The sequence below is a fragment of the Stutzerimonas stutzeri genome (assembly GCF_002890915.1).
Lineage (GTDB): Bacteria > Pseudomonadota > Gammaproteobacteria > Pseudomonadales > Pseudomonadaceae > Stutzerimonas > Stutzerimonas stutzeri_AF.
The window spans coordinates 17,144-33,137 of the sequence record NZ_POUT01000018.1; the positions used below are offsets into that span (position 1 = coordinate 17,144).

Genomic DNA, 15,994 nt, shown 5'->3' on the forward strand with positions numbered 1-15,994 from the left:
CCCACCATCAAAGCCATGAGAGGACTAGCCTCAGTTTGCATCCGCCTTTCGAATCCGCTCGACCACCCGAGCCGCGAGATCGTCGGGCTGGAACTTGGCGAGGAAATCGTCCGCCCCCACACGCTTCACCATGTTCTGGTTGAACACACCGGAAAGCGAAGTATGCAAGAGAATATGCATATCCTGCATACGAGAATCCTGACGCACCTCAGTAGTCAGGGTATAGCCATCCATTTCCGGCATTTCAATATCGGAGATCATCATCAGGAATTCCTCCGCCGGCCGCTTGCCATCGTCGGCCATCCGCTTCAGATAATCGAGCGCCTCGCGGCCATCGTTCAGCGTGACGACCTCCACCCCGATATTTTCCAGGCAGCGGACGATCTGCTTGCGTGCCACGGAGGAATCGTCGACAACCAGCACCCGGCAGGAAAGCGCCCGGGCCTGGGTCTCGGCATCCACGACGTTCGGTGAAACCTGCTCGGAGGTCGGCGCGGCTTCCGCCAGGACCTTCTCGACGTCGATGATTTCCACCAGGCGGTTATCCACGTGGGTCACCGCCGTCAGGTAATGGTCACGCCCGGCGCCCTTGGGAGGAGGAAGGATTTCCTCCCAGTTCATGTTCACGATTCGCTCCACCGAGCGCACCAGAAAGCCCAGCGTCCGGTTGTTGTACTCGGTGATGACCGCAAAGCTGTTCTGCAGGTCCGCCAACGCCGGCTTGCCCGTCGCGAGGGACAGGTCGAGAATCGGCAGCGTATTGCCACGGATGCTGGCCACTCCGCGCACCACCCTGCCGGACTTGGGCATGATCGTCAGGCGCGGGCACTGCAGCACCTCTTTCACCTTGAACACGTTGATGCCATAAAGCTGCTCGCCTTCCAAACGAAACAGCAACAGCTCCAGACGGTTCTGCCCCACCAATTGGGTACGCTGGTTAACCGAATCCAGTACACCGGCCATGCCAGTCTTCCTCTCTGCCTGCAGATTGTGCGGGACCGAACGCCGAAGTGCGGCACGCCCCTTGCTTTGGTTGGGGCATGAACGCCCATATGACTAATTTCCGACGCGGCTGCCAAACGCTGTGCAGATACCTGCTGCTACCCTTGCTTTGCGTGATGGGTCAACTGGCCCATGCGGCAACCATGTCACATCCTGAACAACTTATCGACGCGACCCAACAGTTTCTTGAGCAGGCGGTTGCCGACTATTTGCGACGCGGCGACATACAGGCCCGTCACGAAATCATCGTCAACCGCCTGGACCCCAGGCTGCGCCTGGCACAATGCGACCAGCCGCTCGACGCCAAGCTCGGCACCGCCGCCCAACCCATCGGACGCGTCACCGTACGCATAAGTTGCGAAGGAAGCAGCCCCTGGTCCGTATTCGTCCCGGCACAGGTTCGCCTCTATCGACCGGTAATCGTCGCCAATCGCTCACTGCTGCGCGACAGCCTGCTCAGCGAGGCCGACGTGAGCCTGGCCGAGCGCGACGTCTCCAACCTCACCCAGGGATACCTGACGCGCATGGACGAAGTGCTCGGCAACAAGCTGACCCGGCCGGTGCAACCGGACCAGGTGATCGCACCGAACCAGCTGGAGCTTGCCGAAGTGGTACGCAAGGGCGACCAGGTAGTGATCACCGCTCGAAGCGGCACGATAAATGTCCGCATGCCCGGGGAAGCGATGGCGGACGGTGCGCCCGGCAAGCAGATTCCGGTGAAGAACCAGCGCTCCGGACGCGTCGTAAAAGCGCGGGTCACCGGCCCCGGCCATGTCGAGGTCGCGATGTGATGATCATGGCGATCAGCCACCGGCACATGAGCACTTTTTCATGTGTAGCGCCCGAAAAAACGCTAAAGTTTCGTCCAATGTTGCCGAACACATGGCAAGCGTCCTGATTCCTTCGAGGTTTGCATCATGGTCATCGACTTCAATCGGCCTAACAGCACAGCCGCTGCCCCCAGCGGGCGCGGTGCCGTTCAAGGCAACGAGCGCACGAACAGCCCCCTGCCCGGGGCAGCCGGCGATGCGCCCAAAACCAGCAACACCAGCGCCAGCACCGGCGATACGGTACAACTGAGCCCAGAGGCCCAGCGCCTGCAGCAGGCAGCCGACAAGCTGAATGAACAACCCGCCGTCGATCAGGAGCGTGTAGCCAAGCTCCGGCAAGCGATTGCCGACGGCTCCTATCAGGTCGATAGCCAGCGCGTCGCCGCCAAGCTGCTCGCCTTCGAGACGCAGCGCTGAACCTGAACGAACCACAGACGCGAGCACATCCAAGAGCCCGAAATGCAAGACACGACCCTGCTTGACCAGCTTACCGACGATATCGGCATAGCCGGCCAGTTGCTTGAGCTCACCGATCAGGAGTTTACCGCCCTGAGCGAACGCGACCTCGCGGGTCTGGAAAGCATTCTGGCGAAGAAGCAGCCACTGCTGGCCCTGCTCGGCCAACATAGCAGCCAGCGCAGCCAGTGGCTGATCGGGCAACAGCTGAGTGCCGACCGGGCCGGCCTGGAAGCACTGGCCGCCCGCTCGGAAAAAGGCGCCGCGATCCTCGAACAGGCCCGGCTTCTCGAAGCCACTCTCGAAGCCTGCCGCAGCGCGAACGAGCGCAACGGCCGCCTCATCCGCGCCAACCAGAGCGCCGTGGGCGACATGCTGGGCATCCTTCAGGGCAAGAACGAAACCCCCAGCCTCTATGACAACCGCGGCGGAGCCGCCAAGGTCACCAAACAGCGCCCCTTGAGCCAGGCCTGACCCTGCCCGACGAGGACGGATCGCGATGGTGATGCGCCGGAGAGTATCGGAACGTGTCTAACCCATTCTTCGACGAGGAAGGCCCACAGCCCCCCAAGCTGTTGACGGCGCCGCTCGAGATATATGCCAACCTGCGGCCGCTTCTGGACAACCACACCCCGCTGATCATTCGGTTTCACGAGCGCAATCAGCGCTACCAGAGCTTTCTGGTGGAGTTGAACCGCGAAAAAGGCTGGATCGCCCTCGACGAACTGATACCCACCGACGGCGAGCGGCTGCTCCTGCAGGGCGAGCCCTTTCAGGTGGAAGGGTTCTACGAAGGCGTTCGCATAGCCTGGACAAACGACCAGCCAGCCCACCTGGACGAGCCGGATGGAGCCCGCTGCTACTGGATACCGACGCCCGCCGAGCTGATCTATCATCAGCGCCGCAACGCATACCGGGCCCAGTTCAAGGAGATGATCGCGGTGGCCGTGCTCGGCGGCGCCTCGTTGCGCAAACCGCTCGAGGGCAAGCTGCTCGACATCTCGGCCACAGGCTGCAGGCTGAGCATCAAGGGCGATCAGCAGAGTTGCCTGCAGACCGGCCAAGTCTACGAACTGTCCACGAAGCTTCCGATCGGCACGGTGCAGACCGCAGTAGAGCTGCGTCACCTGGTCATCGACGAAAAGCTCAATACGACCTTCTGCGGCCTGCGCTTCCACCGTATCAGCGGGCCGACGCAACGCCAGATCGAACGGCTGGTCTACCAGCTGCAACGCGAAGCGCGCCGCGACGACGCCGAAGCACCGTTCAGCTGAGACCTCGCGGCTGCCGCAAGGGCGCTACGCGCACGAACGACGGCCTGGGTGCACAGCGGTAAAAACAGGATTCGACACCGCCTACGCGAACGGATCGGGCGCAGCGTGTGAAAACGGGCAGGCGGGATGCAGGGAGCGCTGGCGTCCCAGAGAGGGGTCGAACCTCCAACCTTCCCCTTAGGAGGGGGATGCTCTATCCAATTGAGCTACTGGGACATATTGCGCGGGCGCATGTTAACGAGCCACGTGCGTTTTGTCATGCCCGCAGCCTGAAGTACCCAGCAAAAACGGCGTCATACGGGCTGCGGCTTTCCATACGAGTGCTCATCATCATGGCATCGTCACGTAATGCAAAATGCACGACAGCTGTACGAGCACTCGTGCAAAGCGCAATCTCATAATCATTCTAAAAAAACTATCTCATTGATTTAAAAGGTTTTTTATATTCAATAAGGTTGGCACAGCACCTGCAGAAAAAGCTTACTTAGCAACGTGATGCGAAGGACAACGCCTCATGAACATGCCGGCTTATCTGCTCAGCGCAGGAATCCTGATTGCAGCTCTGGCTGCACTGCAGCAACCCACAATCGAAACGCGAACACCGCAGCACAACCCGGCTTCCGGCATTCAATCCATCCAGAGACTCGACAGCGTACAGGGTGCACGGGTTCTTACACTCAGCGGCACCGAGATCAGCCCTTCCCAGCCTCAGCGCTGGGTCTTCTAAGGATTAGCGCGGATCGTTCCGCAAGGGAGATACAGCCATGTCTAAATTCGCATTGTCTTGCCTGCTGCTGGCAGCGATCTGCGGAGCAGGGATTTTCCTCGCACCGGCCGATTCCGGAATCCTGAACTCGGTCAGCAAAGGGGGGCTGGCAGTTTTTGGCATGCTTTTCGTCGGCGCCCTGCTGATCGGCCGTCGCATCAAGTTCGATCCCGTATTGCGCTGACCCTTCCCTTGGCGCCCTGCCTCATTCGAGCCCCCGCCATTCAGGGCGCCAATTGCTGTCACAGCGGCACTGCATCACAGTAAAGGCACTTTGATACTACAACGCCTTTACTAATCACCAAATCGTCGTACAATTGGCGCCATCAACCCGTCTCATATTTTTTATCGTCTGACGGAACAGCATGTGCTGTTGGTTGTCAGACCGGTGACACCCCGGCAATACGCCAGCACGCCCACCTGACTAACCGGTTTACTATGCGCCCTATGAAACAGGCAGTTTACTCCAGCCGCACGGCTGACAAATTCGTGGTTCGGCTTCCCGATGGCATGCGCGAGCGCATCGCCGACGTGGCTCGCAATCACCATCGCAGCATGAACTCGGAAATCATCGCCAGACTGGAACAGAGCCTGTTGCAGGAGGGCGCGCTCGATGACGACCTGAGCATGCGATTGGATAGCCCGGAATTATCGCTGCATGAGCGGGAACTGCTGCAGCGCTTCCGCCAGCTGACTCATCGCCAGCAGAACGCGCTGATTGCACTGATTGCGCAGGATGCGGAACTAGCCAAGGAAGACAGCTGATCGCACCAACAAGAAAGCCGGCATCAAGCCGGCTTTCTTGTTTTCCATTGGCGATCAGCCGACGAAGTTGAGCAACACCCCCGCAGCGACGGCCGAGCCGATGACGCCCGCCACGTTCGGCCCCATGGCATGCATCAGCAGGAAGTTCTGCGGGTTCGCCTCCAGCCCCACCTTGTTCGATACCCGGGCCGCCATCGGCACCGCCGAAACTCCCGCGGAGCCGATCAGTGGGTTGATCTTGTTATGGCTGAAGCGATTCATCACCTTGGCCATGAAAATCCCCGCCGCAGTACCGCCGCAGAAGGCGACCATCCCCAGCAACAGGATCCCCAGCGTCTTCAACTGCAGGAAGGCCTCGGCCGAGAGCTTGGAGCCGACCGTCAGACCCAGCGCGATGGTGACGATGTTGATCAATGCATTACGCGAAGTATCGGCCAGGCGATCGACCACACCGCATTCACGCAGCAGGTTACCGAACGCGAACATGCCCACCAACGGTGCCGCATCCGGCAACAGCAGGCCAACCAGCAGACAGAGCACCAGCGGGAAGACGATCTTTTCCACATGACTGACATGACGCAGCTGCGTCATCACGATGGCCCGCTCTTCGGGAGAGGTCATGGCGCGCATGATCGGCGGCTGGATCAGTGGGACCAGTGCCATGTAGGAGTATGCCGCCACCGCGATGGGGCCGAGCAGGTCCGGCGCGAGCTTGGACGTCACGAAGATGGAGGTCGGGCCATCGGCGCCACCGATGATGGCGATCGAAGCCGCTTCACGCAGCGTGAACTCCATCCCGGGAATTCCAGTAGCCGTCAACGCCAACGCCCCGAGCAGGGTGGCGAAGATACCGAACTGCGCTGCCGCCCCGAGCAGCAGGGTCTTCGGGTTGGCGAGCATCGGCCCGAAATCCGTCATCGCCCCGACACCCATGAAGATCAGCAGCGGGAATACGCTGGTCGGCAGGCCTACCTCGTAGAACAGGTGCAGGATACCGGCCCCCTCGGCCATATTGGCCACGGGAATGTTCGCCAGGATGCCGCCAAAGCCGATCGGTATCAGCAATAGCGGCTCGAACCCCTTGCGGATCGCCAGGTAGATCAGCACCAGGCAGACGAGTATCATCAACGCCTGCCCTGGTTCCAGATGGTACAGACCGGTTCCCTGCCACAGCTTGAGCAACTTATCCATGCAACTCCCCTTAAGCGATGCTCAGCAGGCTGTCACCGACCGAAACCGCGTCGCCAACCTTGACGTTGACCGCCGCGACCGTCCCCGCCTTGAATGCGCGAATCTCGGTTTCCATCTTCATGGCTTCCAGGATCATCACCAAGTCGCCCTCCTGGACCAGCTGCCCGGGCTGCACCAATACCTTGAAGATATTGCCCGCCAGCGGCGCGGCCTGAGGCTCGCCAGCGCTGGGCGCCAGCGCCGCCCCGGCCGGAGCGGCTACCGTCGCGGCGCAGCCCCCCAACGGCTTGATACCTTCGATATCGCCGCCATCGCTGACCTGCACGACGAAGGAGCGGCCATTGACCTCGACGGTGTACACCTCCGGCTGGCCCGCCTCACGCGGCGGCAGCTCATTGCCCGTCGGTGCGGGCTCGAAGGCCGCCGGATTACCGCGATTCTCGAGGAACTTGAGGCCAATCTGCGGGAACAGCGCATAAGTCAGGACATCATCGATCGCATCCGCCGCCAGCTTGATGCCCTTTTCCTGCGCCAGTCCGTTCAGCTCGGCCGTCAGGCGATCCATTTCCGGCTGCAACAGGTCGGCCGGACGGCAGGTGATGACCTCGGCACCATCCAGCACACGCGCCTGCAACTGCGCATTGAACGGAGCGGGCGCCGCGCCGTATTCACCCTTGAGGACACCGGCGGTTTCCTTGGTGATCGACTTGTAGCGCTCGCCGGTCAGCACGTTGATCACGGCCTGGGTGCCAACGATCTGCGAGGTTGGCGTCACCAGCGGGATGAACCCTAGGTCCTCGCGCACGCGCGGGATTTCCGCAAGCACCTCGTCGAACTTGTCCAGGGCGCCCTGCTCTTTCAGCTGCCCTTCCATATTGGTCAGCATGCCGCCAGGCACCTGTGCCACGAGGATTCGCGAGTCGACACCGCGCAGGGTGCCTTCGAATTTCGCGTACTTCTTGCGCACCTCGCGGAAATAGGCCGCGACCTCTTCGAGCAACTCGAGGTTCAGACCGGTATCGCGGTCGGTTCCCTGGAAGATCGCCACCACCGACTCGGTCGGTGAATGGCCGTAGGTCATCGACAGCGAGGAAATCGCGGTGTCGACGTTGTCGATGCCAGCTTCCACCGCCTTGAGAATGGCCGCCGTGGAGAGCCCCGCCGTGGCATGGCACTGCATATGGATTGGAATGGCGAGGCTGGCCTTCAGCCGTGACACCAGTTCGAATGCCATGTACGGCGTGAGAATGCCGGCCATGTCCTTGATCGCCACCGAGTCGGCGCCCATGTCTTCGATCTGCTTGGCCAGGTCCACCCACATCTCGAGGGTATGCACCGGGCTGGTGGTGTAGGAGATCGTGCCTTGGGCATGCTTGCCCTGGCGCCTGACCGCATGCAGCGCAGTATCCAGGTTGCGTGGATCGTTCATCGCATCGAACACGCGGAACACATCCACACCGTTGACCGCCGCCCGCTCGACGAACTTCTCCACCACGTCGTCGGCGTAGTGCCGGTAACCCAGCAGGTTCTGGCCGCGCAGCAGCATCTGCTGACGGGTATTGGGCATGGCTTTCTTGAGTTCGCGGATGCGCTCCCAAGGGTCTTCGCCGAGATAGCGAATGCAGGCATCGAAAGTCGCGCCGCCCCAGCTCTCCACCGACCAGAAGCCCACCTGGTCGAGCTTCGCCGCAATCGGCAACATGTCCTCCAGGCGAATACGGGTGGCGAGAATGGATTGGTGGGCATCGCGCAGCACCACGTCGGTGATGCCGAGCGGCTGTTTTGCAACGGTCATGGAAGGAACTCCCTTTCCAGAGTCAACCGCGGCGCGCGCGGTGTTGATGAATCGCGGCCTGGATGGCAGCAAGAATATCCGCATCCGTCTCGGCTGCGGCCGCCTGCGCGGACGCCGCCTGAGGAACAGGCTCGCCGACGAAGCGACCGGCCAGGTAGGACATCAAGCGAATACAAAGGATCAACAGAATGAGGAAGGTGTAGACGAAACCTATGCCGAACAGCATGAGTTCGACACCTTCAAGCAGGAGTTGGCTGGGGGTCATCGGGATTCCCTTGTCAGCAGCTCAAGCTGCTTGTTATTCGCGGCGTTAGTTCGGACCTGTTTCGCGACACGCGAAACGGCCGAACAGTAGCCCGAAACAGAGAGCCAAGGCAAACCCGAATAAGCGACGAAAAGCGAACTACAGCAGGAAGATCGTCGCCAAACCGAGGAAGATGAAGAACCCGCCGCTATCGGTCATGGCGGTGATCATCACGCTCGCCCCCATCGCCGGATCACGTCCCAGGCGCGCCAATGTCATGGGAATCAGCACCCCCATGAGCGCGGCGAGCAACAGATTCAGCGTCATCGCCGCAGTCATCACCACCCCTAGAGACCAGCTGCCATACAGCCAGTAGGCCACCAGGCCGATTACACCGCCCCATACCAGGCCATTCACCAGACCGACGCCCACCTCCTTGCGCAACAGGCGGGTGGTGTTGCCGGTTCCCACCTGATCCAGGGCCATGGCACGCACGATCATGGTGATGGTCTGGTTGCCGGAATTGCCGCCGATGCCTGCGACAATTGGCATCAGGGCAGCCAGGGCAACCAGCTTCTCGATGGAGCCATCGAACAGGCCGATCACCCGCGAGGCGATGAATGCGGTGATCAGATTCACCGCCAGCCAGGCCCAGCGGTTGCGCACGGACTTCCAGACCGAGGCGAAGATATCTTCCTCCTCGCGCAGACCGGCCATGTTGAGGACTTCACTCTCGCTTTCCTCGCGGATCAGGTCGACCATTTCGTCGATGGTCAGACGGCCGATCAGCTTGCCGCTCTTGTCCACCACCGGCGTGGAGACCAGGTCGTAGCGTTCGAAGGCCTGCGCGGCATCGTAGGCGTCCTCGTCCGGATGGAAAGTGACCGGGTCGCTGGCCATCACCTCGGCCACCTGCTTGTCCGGATCATTGACCAGCAGCCGCTTGATCGGCAGCACCCCCTTGAGCACGCCGTCGTAGTCCACCACGAAGAGCTTGTCGGTATGTCCCGGCAGCTCCTTGAGCCGCCGCAGGTAGCGCAACACCACCTCGAGGCTGACGTCCTCGCGGATGGTGACCATCTCGAAGTCCATCAGCGCGCCGACCTGGTCCTCCTCGTAGGACAGGGCCGAACGCACCCGCTCGCGCTGCTGCGCATCGAGGGTTTCCATCAGCTCGTGGACGACGTCACGCGGCAGTTCGGGCGCCAGGTCGGCGAGCTCGTCGGCATCCATCTCCTTGGCGGCCGCGAGCAACTCGTGATCATCCATGTCGGCGATCAGGGTCTCGCGTACCGCATCGGAGACTTCGAGCAGGATGTCGCCGTCGCGCTCGGCCTTGACCAGCTGCCAGACGGTCAGGCGCTCGTCGAGCGGCAGCGCCTCGAGGATATGGGCGACGTCGGCGGGGTGCAGCTCATCCAGCTTGCGCTGCAGTTCGGCGAGGTTCTGCCGCTGATCGAAGTCCTCGGCGAATTCCGGCGGCTGGTCATCCTGGCGCTGCGATGCGTCTTCGATCAGTTTGTGCCGGTGCAGCAGTTCGATCACCTGCGCCAGGCGATCCTGCAAGGTTTCTTGCGGCTTCTTTGCTTCTACTTCTGTCATGGCGCACTCCACCCCCAGCCACGGAGCACGCCAGGGGAATCAATCAATCAATACGTGATTGGCAAGCAGGAAACGTGAACGACTACTGGGCAAGTCCATAAGAAGGGTTGTTCCACAGGCCACGCGGGCAGATGCGGCAATCATAACATCCGGCGGTGCGCTCGACGTCGCCAAGAGTAGTCAATACAGCAACTTGCGCGCACTGCGGGATAAAAAAAGCGACCTCACTCCAGGAAAACCGAAGCCGCCCGTTCTGTCGACGCCTTCACGTTGCGGCGAGACACGAATGAACGGTCAAGTTTTATCAAGTAGGCTGGCCTGGCCATTTTTCAGTCAAGGAGGACGAAAATGCGGCGCCTATCGATCTGCATGAGCCTGCTGTTGCTGGCGGCCCCGGCGCACTCGGCAAGCGTGTTTCGCTGCATCGACGAGCAGGGGCACGTCACGTTCAGCCAACAAGGCTGCCCTTCGGAGCAGAACCAGCAGCGGCAGCAAGCAGCCAACCCCACCCCCAGCTCGGGAAAGGCCGTGCCCATGGCCAAGCCGAAGCCCGCCAGAAGCGGCAAGCGCAAGGAGGAAGATTCGCTGACCGTCGTCGCCGAGCAGGATGATGGCTGCGGCAACCAGGTGACGGGCCGCGAGCGGCGCAGCGCAATCATCAGCCAGAACATCCGGGCCGGAATGACCAGGCGCGACGTGGAAAGCGCGCTCGGTCGGCCGGAGCAGATCACGAGCAGCAATGGCCGCACCCGCCTGCGTTTCCGCGACACCGGCGGCCAGGTCCGCACGGTGAGCTTCGACGAAAATGGCTGCGTGCAGGGCAAACGCTAATAGCTCGGCCGGCTTGAAGCTTGAAGCTTGAAGCTTGAAGCTTGAAGCTTGAAGCTTGAAAAGCATCGCCCCGGGGTCGGGCCTCCCACAAAAGCAGTGGGTCACCCTGAACCCTGTGGGAGGCGCGCCCTCGCGGCGATGCAGGCCGCAGGCCTGCCAAAGGGAAGCCCAAATCGTCCCGTAGCCGGGATGGCAGACCACAAACGAAAAGGGCCTGCATTTCTGCAGGCCCCTTCGATATGGCGCACTCAGGAGGATTCGAACCTCCGACCGCTCGGTTCGTAGCCGAGTACTCTATCCAGCTGAGCTATGAGTGCGTATGCGCTTGATAGACCAGATCGCTGCTGGTTGATTCAATGACCTACATCGCTGCCGGTCATTCAATGTATGGCGCACTCAGGAGGATTCGAACCTCCGACCGCTCGGTTCGTAGCCGAGTACTCTATCCAGCTGAGCTATGAGTGCGCTGAGCGTGCGCATTATAGGGAGTTAACAATGATGGTCAAGCATTTTGCCGTGGCGCTTTCCGACAGGAAAACTGGCTGACGCAAGAATCGAAACCCTAGAACGCAAAATGGCGGAGAAGGGGGGATTCGAACCCCCGACACCCTTTTGAGGTGTACTCCCTTAGCAGGGGAGCGCCTTCGGCCACTCGGCCACCTCTCCGCAACACGGGGCGCATCATACCCATCTTTACCCCGTTTGCAAAGCCAAAAATTACAGAAAAATTAGTGGCTTGGTTCCTGATCCTTCTCTTTCTGGATCCGTTGGTAGATCTCCTCGCGATGCACCGCCACCTCTTTGGGCGCATTGACGCCGATACGTACCTGGTTCCCTTTCACACCCAACACAGTGACAGTCACATCGTCACCCACCATCAGGGTTTCTCCAACCCGGCGAGTCAGAATCAGCATTCCTTTCTCCTTAAACGGATTCAGTCAGTAAACAGTCTGCAAAGATAAATACGGATAGTGTTCCGTAAGACATTGAAGCCAGAGCCTTTCAACAGCTATTGACCAGCGCGCGGGAGCCTAAAGTTCCTTTTCGCGCCGCCCAATACGACAGAAGGCGCGGCCTAGCGCGCCTTCTGCGAATCACTCCGCAGTGTTGCCAGCCGGTGCATCCAGCTCGAAGGCGGTATGCAATGCACGCACGGCCAGTTCGAGATACTTCTCCTCGATCACGACCGACACCTTGATCTCCGAGGTGGAAATCATCTGGATATTGATGTTTTCCTTGGCCAACGCCTCGAACATGCGACTGGCGACGCCGGCGTGGGAACGCATGCCGACGCCGACGATGGACACCTTGGCGATATCGGTATCGCCGATCACTTCACGCGCGCCCATCTCCTCGGCGATGCTCTGCAGCACTTGCAGCGCATTGTTGTAGTCGTTTCGATGCACGGTGAAGGTGAAGTCGGTGGTGTTATCGTGCGCGACGTTCTGCACGATCATGTCCACTTCCACGTTCGCGGCGCTGATCGGGCCGAGGATCTTGAAGGCCACACCGGGCGTATCCGGCACCCCACGAATGGTCAGCTTGGCTTCGTCGCGATTGAAGGCGATGCCGGAAATGATGGGCTGTTCCATGGATTCCTCTTCATCAAGGGTAATGAGGGTACCCGGACCCTCCTGAAAGCTGTGCAGCACGCGCAACGGCACGCTGTACTTGCCGGCAAATTCCACCGCACGGATTTGCAGGACCTTGGAGCCGAGGCTGGCCATTTCCAGCATCTCCTCGAAGGTGATCTTGTCCAGACGCTGGGCCTTGGCCACCACCCGCGGGTCGGTGGTGTAGACGCCATCCACGTCAGTGTAGATCTGGCACTCGTCGGCCTTCAGCGCAGCGGCCAACGCCACCCCCGTGGTATCGGAGCCACCGCGGCCGAGCGTGGTGATGTTGCCCTTCTCGTCCACCCCCTGGAATCCGGCCACCACCACCACGCGCCCGGCCTTGATGTCGCGCTGGATACGCTGCGCGTCGATCTGCAGGATGCGCGCCTTGGTGTGCGCGCTGTCGGTGAGGATGCGCACCTGGTTGCCCGTGTAGGACACCGCGGGAACGCCACGCTTGATCAGCGCCATGGCCAGCAACGCGATGGTCACCTGCTCGCCGGTGGACACCATCACATCCAGCTCGCGGGCAACGGGCTGCTCGCTGATCTGTTTGGCAAGATCGATCAGGCGGTTGGTTTCGCCGCTCATCGCCGAGACCACGACGACGATATCGTCGCCGCCTTCGCGGAACTTCCTGACCTTCTCGGCCACCTGTTCGATACGCTCGACGGTGCCGACCGAGGTACCTCCAAACTTCTGTACGATCAAAGCCATTTCTTAGCCGCCTAATGCCCCGTCAAGGGCGCTCATTAAACATACAACTCCGAACACTGCCAAGCGCCGAGGCCGCCGCCCGGGCGGCCTCCGACGAACTGAAGCGGGCCATCCGGAGCAGGCCCTTCGAAACCAGACGCACGTGGCCGTTTACAGCCCCTGCTCGGCGAATGCGCGAGCCAGCGCCAGTGCCTCGTCGAGCCTGGCCGGCTCGGTACCGCCCCCTTGTGCCATGTCGGGGCGGCCGCCCCCCTTGCCGCCCACGGCGGCTGCGGCCTGTTTCATCAGGTCGCCGGCCTTCAGTCGCGAGGTCAGGTCCTGGGTCACGCCGGCGACCAGCACCACCTTGTCGTCCAGCACGCCGCCGAGCAGAATCACCGCGCTGCCGAGCTTGTTCTTCAACTGATCGACCAGCGCCAGCAAAGCCTTGCCATCGAGGCCGTCCAGCCTGGCGGCGAGCACGCGCGCGCCCTTGATATCCACCGCGGAACCGGCGAGATCGTCGCCGGCGGCGCTGGCGGCCTTGGCCTTGAGCTGCTCGAGCTCCTTTTCCAGCTGACGATTGCGTTCGAGAATACCGCCGAGCTTGTCCAGCAGGTTCTCGCGGCTGCCCTTGACCAGGCTCGCCGCCTCTTTCAGCTGCTCCTCGGCCTCGTTCAGATAGGCCAGCGCCTGCGCGCCGGTGACCGCCTCGATGCGGCGCACGCCAGCGGCCACGCCGCCTTCGCTGGTGATCTTGAACAGGCCGATATCACCGGTGCGATCGACGTGGGTGCCGCCGCACAGTTCGACCGAGAATCCGCTACCCATGGTCAACACCCGTACGGATTCGCCATATTTCTCGCCGAACAGGGCCATGGCACCCTTGGCCTTGGCGCTGTCGATATCGGTTTCCTCGATCTCCACCGCCGTATTGCGGCGGATTTCGGCATTCACGCGATCCTCCAGGGCCTTGAGCTGCTCGGGCTTGATCGCCTCGAAGTGGCTGAAGTCGAAGCGCAGGCGCTGGCTGTCGACCAGCGAGCCCTTCTGGCTCACGTGCTCGCCGAGAATCTCGCGCAGCGCCGCGTGCAGCAGGTGCGTCGCCGAGTGGTTGAGCGCGGTGGCCTGGCGCACCGAGGCGTCGACGATCGCTTCCACCTCGGCGCCGACCTGCAGCCTGCCGCTGTCGACGATGCCATGATGCAGGAACGCCCCCCCGGCCTTGCTGGTATCGCGCACGTCGAAACGCAGGTCCTGTGCCGCCAGATAACCGCAATCGCCGACCTGGCCGCCGGACTCGGCATAGAACGGTGTCTGGTCGAGCACCACCACGCCCTCCTCGCCGGCGCCCAGGCTGTCGACGACCACGCCGTCCTTGAACAGCGCCAGCACCTTGCCATTGCCGGCGGTGCCCAGGTAACCGATGAAACGGGTTTCGCCCTCGACCTTGACCAGACTGTTGTAGTCCATACCGAAGGCGCTGGCCGAACGCGCACGCTCGCGCTGGGCCTGCATTTCGCGCTCGAAGCCTTCCTCGTCGAGGGTCAGGCTGCGCTCGCGGGCGATATCGCCGGTCAGGTCCACCGGGAAGCCGTAGGTGTCGTACAGCTTGAACACCACCTCGCCGGGAATGACGCCGCCTTCGAGCTCCGCCAGATCCTGCTCGAGGATCTTCAGGCCCTGCTCCAGAGTCTTGGCGAACTGCTCTTCCTCGTTCTTCAGCACGCGCTCGATGTGCGCCTGCTGCTGCTTGAGCTCGGGGAAGGCATCGCCCATCTCCGCCACCAGCGCGACGACGATACGGTGGAAGAAGCTACCCTTGGCGCCGAGCTTATTGCCGTGGCGGCAGGCGCGACGAATGATGCGGCGCAGCACGTAGCCGCGGCCCTCGTTGGACGGCGTCACGCCGTCGGCGATGAGGAAGCCGCAGGAGCGGATATGGTCGGCGACGACCTTCAGCGACGCCTGGCCATCGTTGCGGCAGCCGATGGCTTCGGCCGCGGCGCTCAGCAGATTCTGGAACAGGTCGATCTCGTAGTTCGAGTTGACGTGCTGCAGCACGGCGCTGATGCGCTCCAGGCCCATGCCGGTGTCCACACTCGGAGCCGGCAGCGGGTGCAGCACGCCGTCGGCAGTCCTGTTGAACTGCATGAACACGTTGTTCCAGATCTCGATGTAGCGGTCGCCGTCCTCTTCCGGGCTGCCAGGCGGGCCACCCCAGATGTGCTCGCCGTGGTCGAAGAAGATCTCGGTGCAGGGGCCGCACGGGCCGGTGTCGCCCATCGCCCAGAAGTTGTCCGAGGCATAGGGCGCGCCCTTGTTATCGCCGATGCGCACCATGCGCTCGGCCGGCACGCCGACTTCCTGGGTCCAGATGTCGTAGGCCTCGTCATCGCTGGCATAGACGGTGACCCAGAGCTTTTCCTTGGGCAGGTTCAGCCACTTGTCACTGGTGAGGAATTCCCAGGCGTAGGTGATGGCATCGCGCTTGAAGTAGTCGCCGAAGCTGAAGTTGCCGAGCATCTCGAAGAAGGTATGGTGCCGCGCGGTGTAGCCGACGTTTTCCAGGTCGTTGTGCTTGCCGCCGGCGCGTACGCATTTCTGGCTGGTGGTGGCACGGGTGTAGGCGCGCTTTTCCAGGCCGAGGAAGCAGTCCTTGAACTGGTTCATGCCGGCGTTGGTGAACAGCAGGGTCGGGTCGTTCGCCGGGATCAGCGAACTGGAGGCCACGCGGGTGTGGCCCTTCTCTTCGAAGAAGCGGAGGAAGGCTTCACGGATTTCTGCGCTTTTCATAGATTTCTTCCAGAGGACTGCGGCCGAACGGCTGCAAAACGACACGGCGAGGCGGGACCACCGAAAGCCGGTTCGCAACTACCCAAACGGATAGCCGGCAAAGGGCCGCATTATATCGGGCCTGCGCGCC

General features: G+C 61.7%; 16 protein-coding genes and 4 tRNA genes. 8 read left to right on the forward strand and 12 right to left on the reverse strand.

Annotation, left to right across the window (positions count from 1 at the left end):
- Positions 1-30: 30 nt before the first annotated feature.
- Positions 31-963: a chemotaxis protein CheV gene (locus CXK94_RS20750; protein WP_102895725.1), complete on the reverse strand. Its 933-nt coding sequence runs from the start codon at positions 961-963 to the stop codon at positions 31-33.
- An 89-nt stretch (positions 964-1,052) separates the two neighbouring features.
- Here CXK94_RS20750 and flgA point away from each other — a divergent pair, with 89 nt between their 5' ends.
- The 4 genes from flgA (at position 1,053) to CXK94_RS20770 (ending at position 3,562) form a co-directional block, all read left to right on the forward strand.
- Positions 1,053-1,793 carry a flagellar basal body P-ring formation chaperone FlgA gene (gene flgA / locus CXK94_RS20755; RefSeq protein WP_102895726.1) on the forward strand — a complete coding sequence of 247 codons (741 nt, stop codon included), beginning with the start codon at positions 1,053-1,055 and terminating at the stop codon, positions 1,791-1,793.
- A gap of 126 nt (positions 1,794-1,919) precedes the next feature.
- The gene (flgM, locus tag CXK94_RS20760; RefSeq protein WP_102895727.1) at positions 1,920-2,249 is read left to right on the forward strand and encodes a flagellar biosynthesis anti-sigma factor FlgM; all 330 of its coding nucleotides are present in this window, start codon (positions 1,920-1,922) and stop codon (positions 2,247-2,249) included.
- A gap of 42 nt (positions 2,250-2,291) precedes the next feature.
- Positions 2,292-2,762, forward strand: coding sequence for a flagella synthesis protein FlgN (locus CXK94_RS20765; protein WP_102895728.1), 471 nt, complete (start codon positions 2,292-2,294; stop codon positions 2,760-2,762).
- A 53-nt stretch (positions 2,763-2,815) separates the two neighbouring features.
- On the forward strand, positions 2,816-3,562 hold the full coding sequence (locus CXK94_RS20770) for a flagellar brake protein (protein ID WP_102895729.1): 747 nt from the start codon (positions 2,816-2,818) through the stop codon (positions 3,560-3,562).
- A gap of 139 nt (positions 3,563-3,701) precedes the next feature.
- Here CXK94_RS20770 and CXK94_RS20775 read toward each other — a convergent pair.
- Positions 3,702-3,778, reverse strand: a tRNA-Arg gene (locus CXK94_RS20775).
- 298 nt (positions 3,779-4,076) lie between these two features.
- On the opposite strand from CXK94_RS20775, the gene CXK94_RS20780 reads away from it, so the two are divergent.
- From CXK94_RS20780 to CXK94_RS20790, 3 genes are all read left to right on the forward strand, one after another.
- Positions 4,077-4,289: a hypothetical protein gene (locus CXK94_RS20780; RefSeq protein WP_102895730.1), complete on the forward strand. Its 213-nt coding sequence runs from the start codon at positions 4,077-4,079 to the stop codon at positions 4,287-4,289.
- Between the two features lie 37 nt (positions 4,290-4,326).
- On the forward strand, positions 4,327-4,512 hold the full coding sequence (locus CXK94_RS20785) for a PA3371 family protein (RefSeq protein ID WP_102895731.1): 186 nt from the start codon (positions 4,327-4,329) through the stop codon (positions 4,510-4,512).
- 254 nt (positions 4,513-4,766) lie between these two features.
- Positions 4,767-5,093 (forward strand): Arc family DNA-binding protein, encoded by a 327-nt coding sequence (locus CXK94_RS20790; RefSeq protein WP_020307307.1) that lies wholly within the window; start codon positions 4,767-4,769, stop codon positions 5,091-5,093.
- A 54-nt stretch (positions 5,094-5,147) separates the two neighbouring features.
- Here CXK94_RS20790 and CXK94_RS20795 read toward each other — a convergent pair whose 3' ends face one another.
- The 4 genes from CXK94_RS20795 to mgtE form a co-directional block, all read right to left on the reverse strand.
- Entirely contained in the window at positions 5,148-6,284 is a 1,137-nt protein-coding gene (locus CXK94_RS20795; protein WP_102895732.1) for a sodium ion-translocating decarboxylase subunit beta, read from the reverse strand.
- A gap of 10 nt (positions 6,285-6,294) precedes the next feature.
- Positions 6,295-8,079 carry a sodium-extruding oxaloacetate decarboxylase subunit alpha gene (gene oadA, locus CXK94_RS20800; protein WP_102895733.1) on the reverse strand — a complete coding sequence of 595 codons (1,785 nt, stop codon included), beginning with the start codon at positions 8,077-8,079 and terminating at the stop codon, positions 6,295-6,297.
- Between the two features lie 22 nt (positions 8,080-8,101).
- Positions 8,102-8,344, reverse strand: coding sequence for an OadG family protein (locus tag CXK94_RS20805; RefSeq protein WP_102895734.1), 243 nt, complete (start codon positions 8,342-8,344; stop codon positions 8,102-8,104).
- Between the two features lie 138 nt (positions 8,345-8,482).
- On the reverse strand, positions 8,483-9,925 hold the full coding sequence (mgtE, locus tag CXK94_RS20810) for a magnesium transporter (RefSeq protein ID WP_037045152.1): 1,443 nt from the start codon (positions 9,923-9,925) through the stop codon (positions 8,483-8,485).
- Positions 9,926-10,273: 348 nt separating this feature from the next.
- On the opposite strand from mgtE, the gene CXK94_RS20815 reads away from it, so the two are divergent.
- A complete protein-coding gene (locus tag CXK94_RS20815) occupies positions 10,274-10,756 on the forward strand; it encodes a DUF4124 domain-containing protein (protein ID WP_102895735.1) in 483 nt (160 codons plus the stop codon).
- 240 nt (positions 10,757-10,996) lie between these two features.
- On the opposite strand, the gene CXK94_RS20820 is transcribed toward CXK94_RS20815, so the two are convergent.
- From CXK94_RS20820 to alaS, 6 genes are all read right to left on the reverse strand, one after another.
- Positions 10,997-11,073 (reverse strand) — tRNA-Arg (locus tag CXK94_RS20820).
- A gap of 71 nt (positions 11,074-11,144) precedes the next feature.
- A tRNA-Arg gene (locus CXK94_RS20825) sits at positions 11,145-11,221 on the reverse strand.
- A 110-nt stretch (positions 11,222-11,331) separates the two neighbouring features.
- Positions 11,332-11,422: transfer RNA gene (locus CXK94_RS20830), tRNA-Ser, on the reverse strand.
- A gap of 62 nt (positions 11,423-11,484) precedes the next feature.
- On the reverse strand, positions 11,485-11,670 hold the full coding sequence (gene csrA, locus CXK94_RS20835; protein ID WP_003283978.1) for a carbon storage regulator CsrA: 186 nt from the start codon (positions 11,668-11,670) through the stop codon (positions 11,485-11,487).
- Between the two features lie 180 nt (positions 11,671-11,850).
- On the reverse strand, positions 11,851-13,089 hold the full coding sequence (locus CXK94_RS20840) for an aspartate kinase (RefSeq protein WP_037044687.1): 1,239 nt from the start codon (positions 13,087-13,089) through the stop codon (positions 11,851-11,853).
- 150 nt (positions 13,090-13,239) lie between these two features.
- Positions 13,240-15,864, reverse strand: coding sequence for an alanine--tRNA ligase (alaS, locus tag CXK94_RS20845; RefSeq protein WP_102895736.1), 2,625 nt, complete (start codon positions 15,862-15,864; stop codon positions 13,240-13,242).
- Positions 15,865-15,994 lie beyond the last annotated feature (130 nt).

What these genes read in the sequence shown, in the direction of transcription:
- alaS (WP_102895736.1), bottom strand. Translation starts at nt 15,864, where the DNA reads ATGAAAAGCGCAGAAATCCGTGAAGCCTTCCTCCGCTTCTTCGAAGAG.
- CXK94_RS20795 (WP_102895732.1), bottom strand. Translation starts at nt 6,284, where the DNA reads ATGGATAAGTTGCTCAAGCTGTGGCAGGGAACCGGTCTGTACCATCTG.
- CXK94_RS20815 (WP_102895735.1), top strand. Translation starts at nt 10,274, where the DNA reads ATGCGGCGCCTATCGATCTGCATGAGCCTGCTGTTGCTGGCGGCCCCG.
- CXK94_RS20785 (WP_102895731.1), top strand. Translation starts at nt 4,327, where the DNA reads ATGTCTAAATTCGCATTGTCTTGCCTGCTGCTGGCAGCGATCTGCGGA.
- oadA (WP_102895733.1), bottom strand. Translation starts at nt 8,079, where the DNA reads ATGACCGTTGCAAAACAGCCGCTCGGCATCACCGACGTGGTGCTGCGC.
- CXK94_RS20765 (WP_102895728.1), top strand. Translation starts at nt 2,292, where the DNA reads ATGCAAGACACGACCCTGCTTGACCAGCTTACCGACGATATCGGCATA.
- CXK94_RS20805 (WP_102895734.1), bottom strand. Translation starts at nt 8,344, where the DNA reads ATGACCCCCAGCCAACTCCTGCTTGAAGGTGTCGAACTCATGCTGTTC.
- flgA (WP_102895726.1), top strand. Translation starts at nt 1,053, where the DNA reads ATGACTAATTTCCGACGCGGCTGCCAAACGCTGTGCAGATACCTGCTG.
- CXK94_RS20790 (WP_020307307.1), top strand. Translation starts at nt 4,767, where the DNA reads ATGCGCCCTATGAAACAGGCAGTTTACTCCAGCCGCACGGCTGACAAA.
- CXK94_RS20840 (WP_037044687.1), bottom strand. Translation starts at nt 13,089, where the DNA reads ATGGCTTTGATCGTACAGAAGTTTGGAGGTACCTCGGTCGGCACCGTC.
- mgtE (WP_037045152.1), bottom strand. Translation starts at nt 9,925, where the DNA reads ATGACAGAAGTAGAAGCAAAGAAGCCGCAAGAAACCTTGCAGGATCGC.
- csrA (WP_003283978.1), bottom strand. Translation starts at nt 11,670, where the DNA reads ATGCTGATTCTGACTCGCCGGGTTGGAGAAACCCTGATGGTGGGTGAC.
- CXK94_RS20750 (WP_102895725.1), bottom strand. Translation starts at nt 963, where the DNA reads ATGGCCGGTGTACTGGATTCGGTTAACCAGCGTACCCAATTGGTGGGG.
- CXK94_RS20780 (WP_102895730.1), top strand. Translation starts at nt 4,077, where the DNA reads ATGAACATGCCGGCTTATCTGCTCAGCGCAGGAATCCTGATTGCAGCT.
- flgM (WP_102895727.1), top strand. Translation starts at nt 1,920, where the DNA reads ATGGTCATCGACTTCAATCGGCCTAACAGCACAGCCGCTGCCCCCAGC.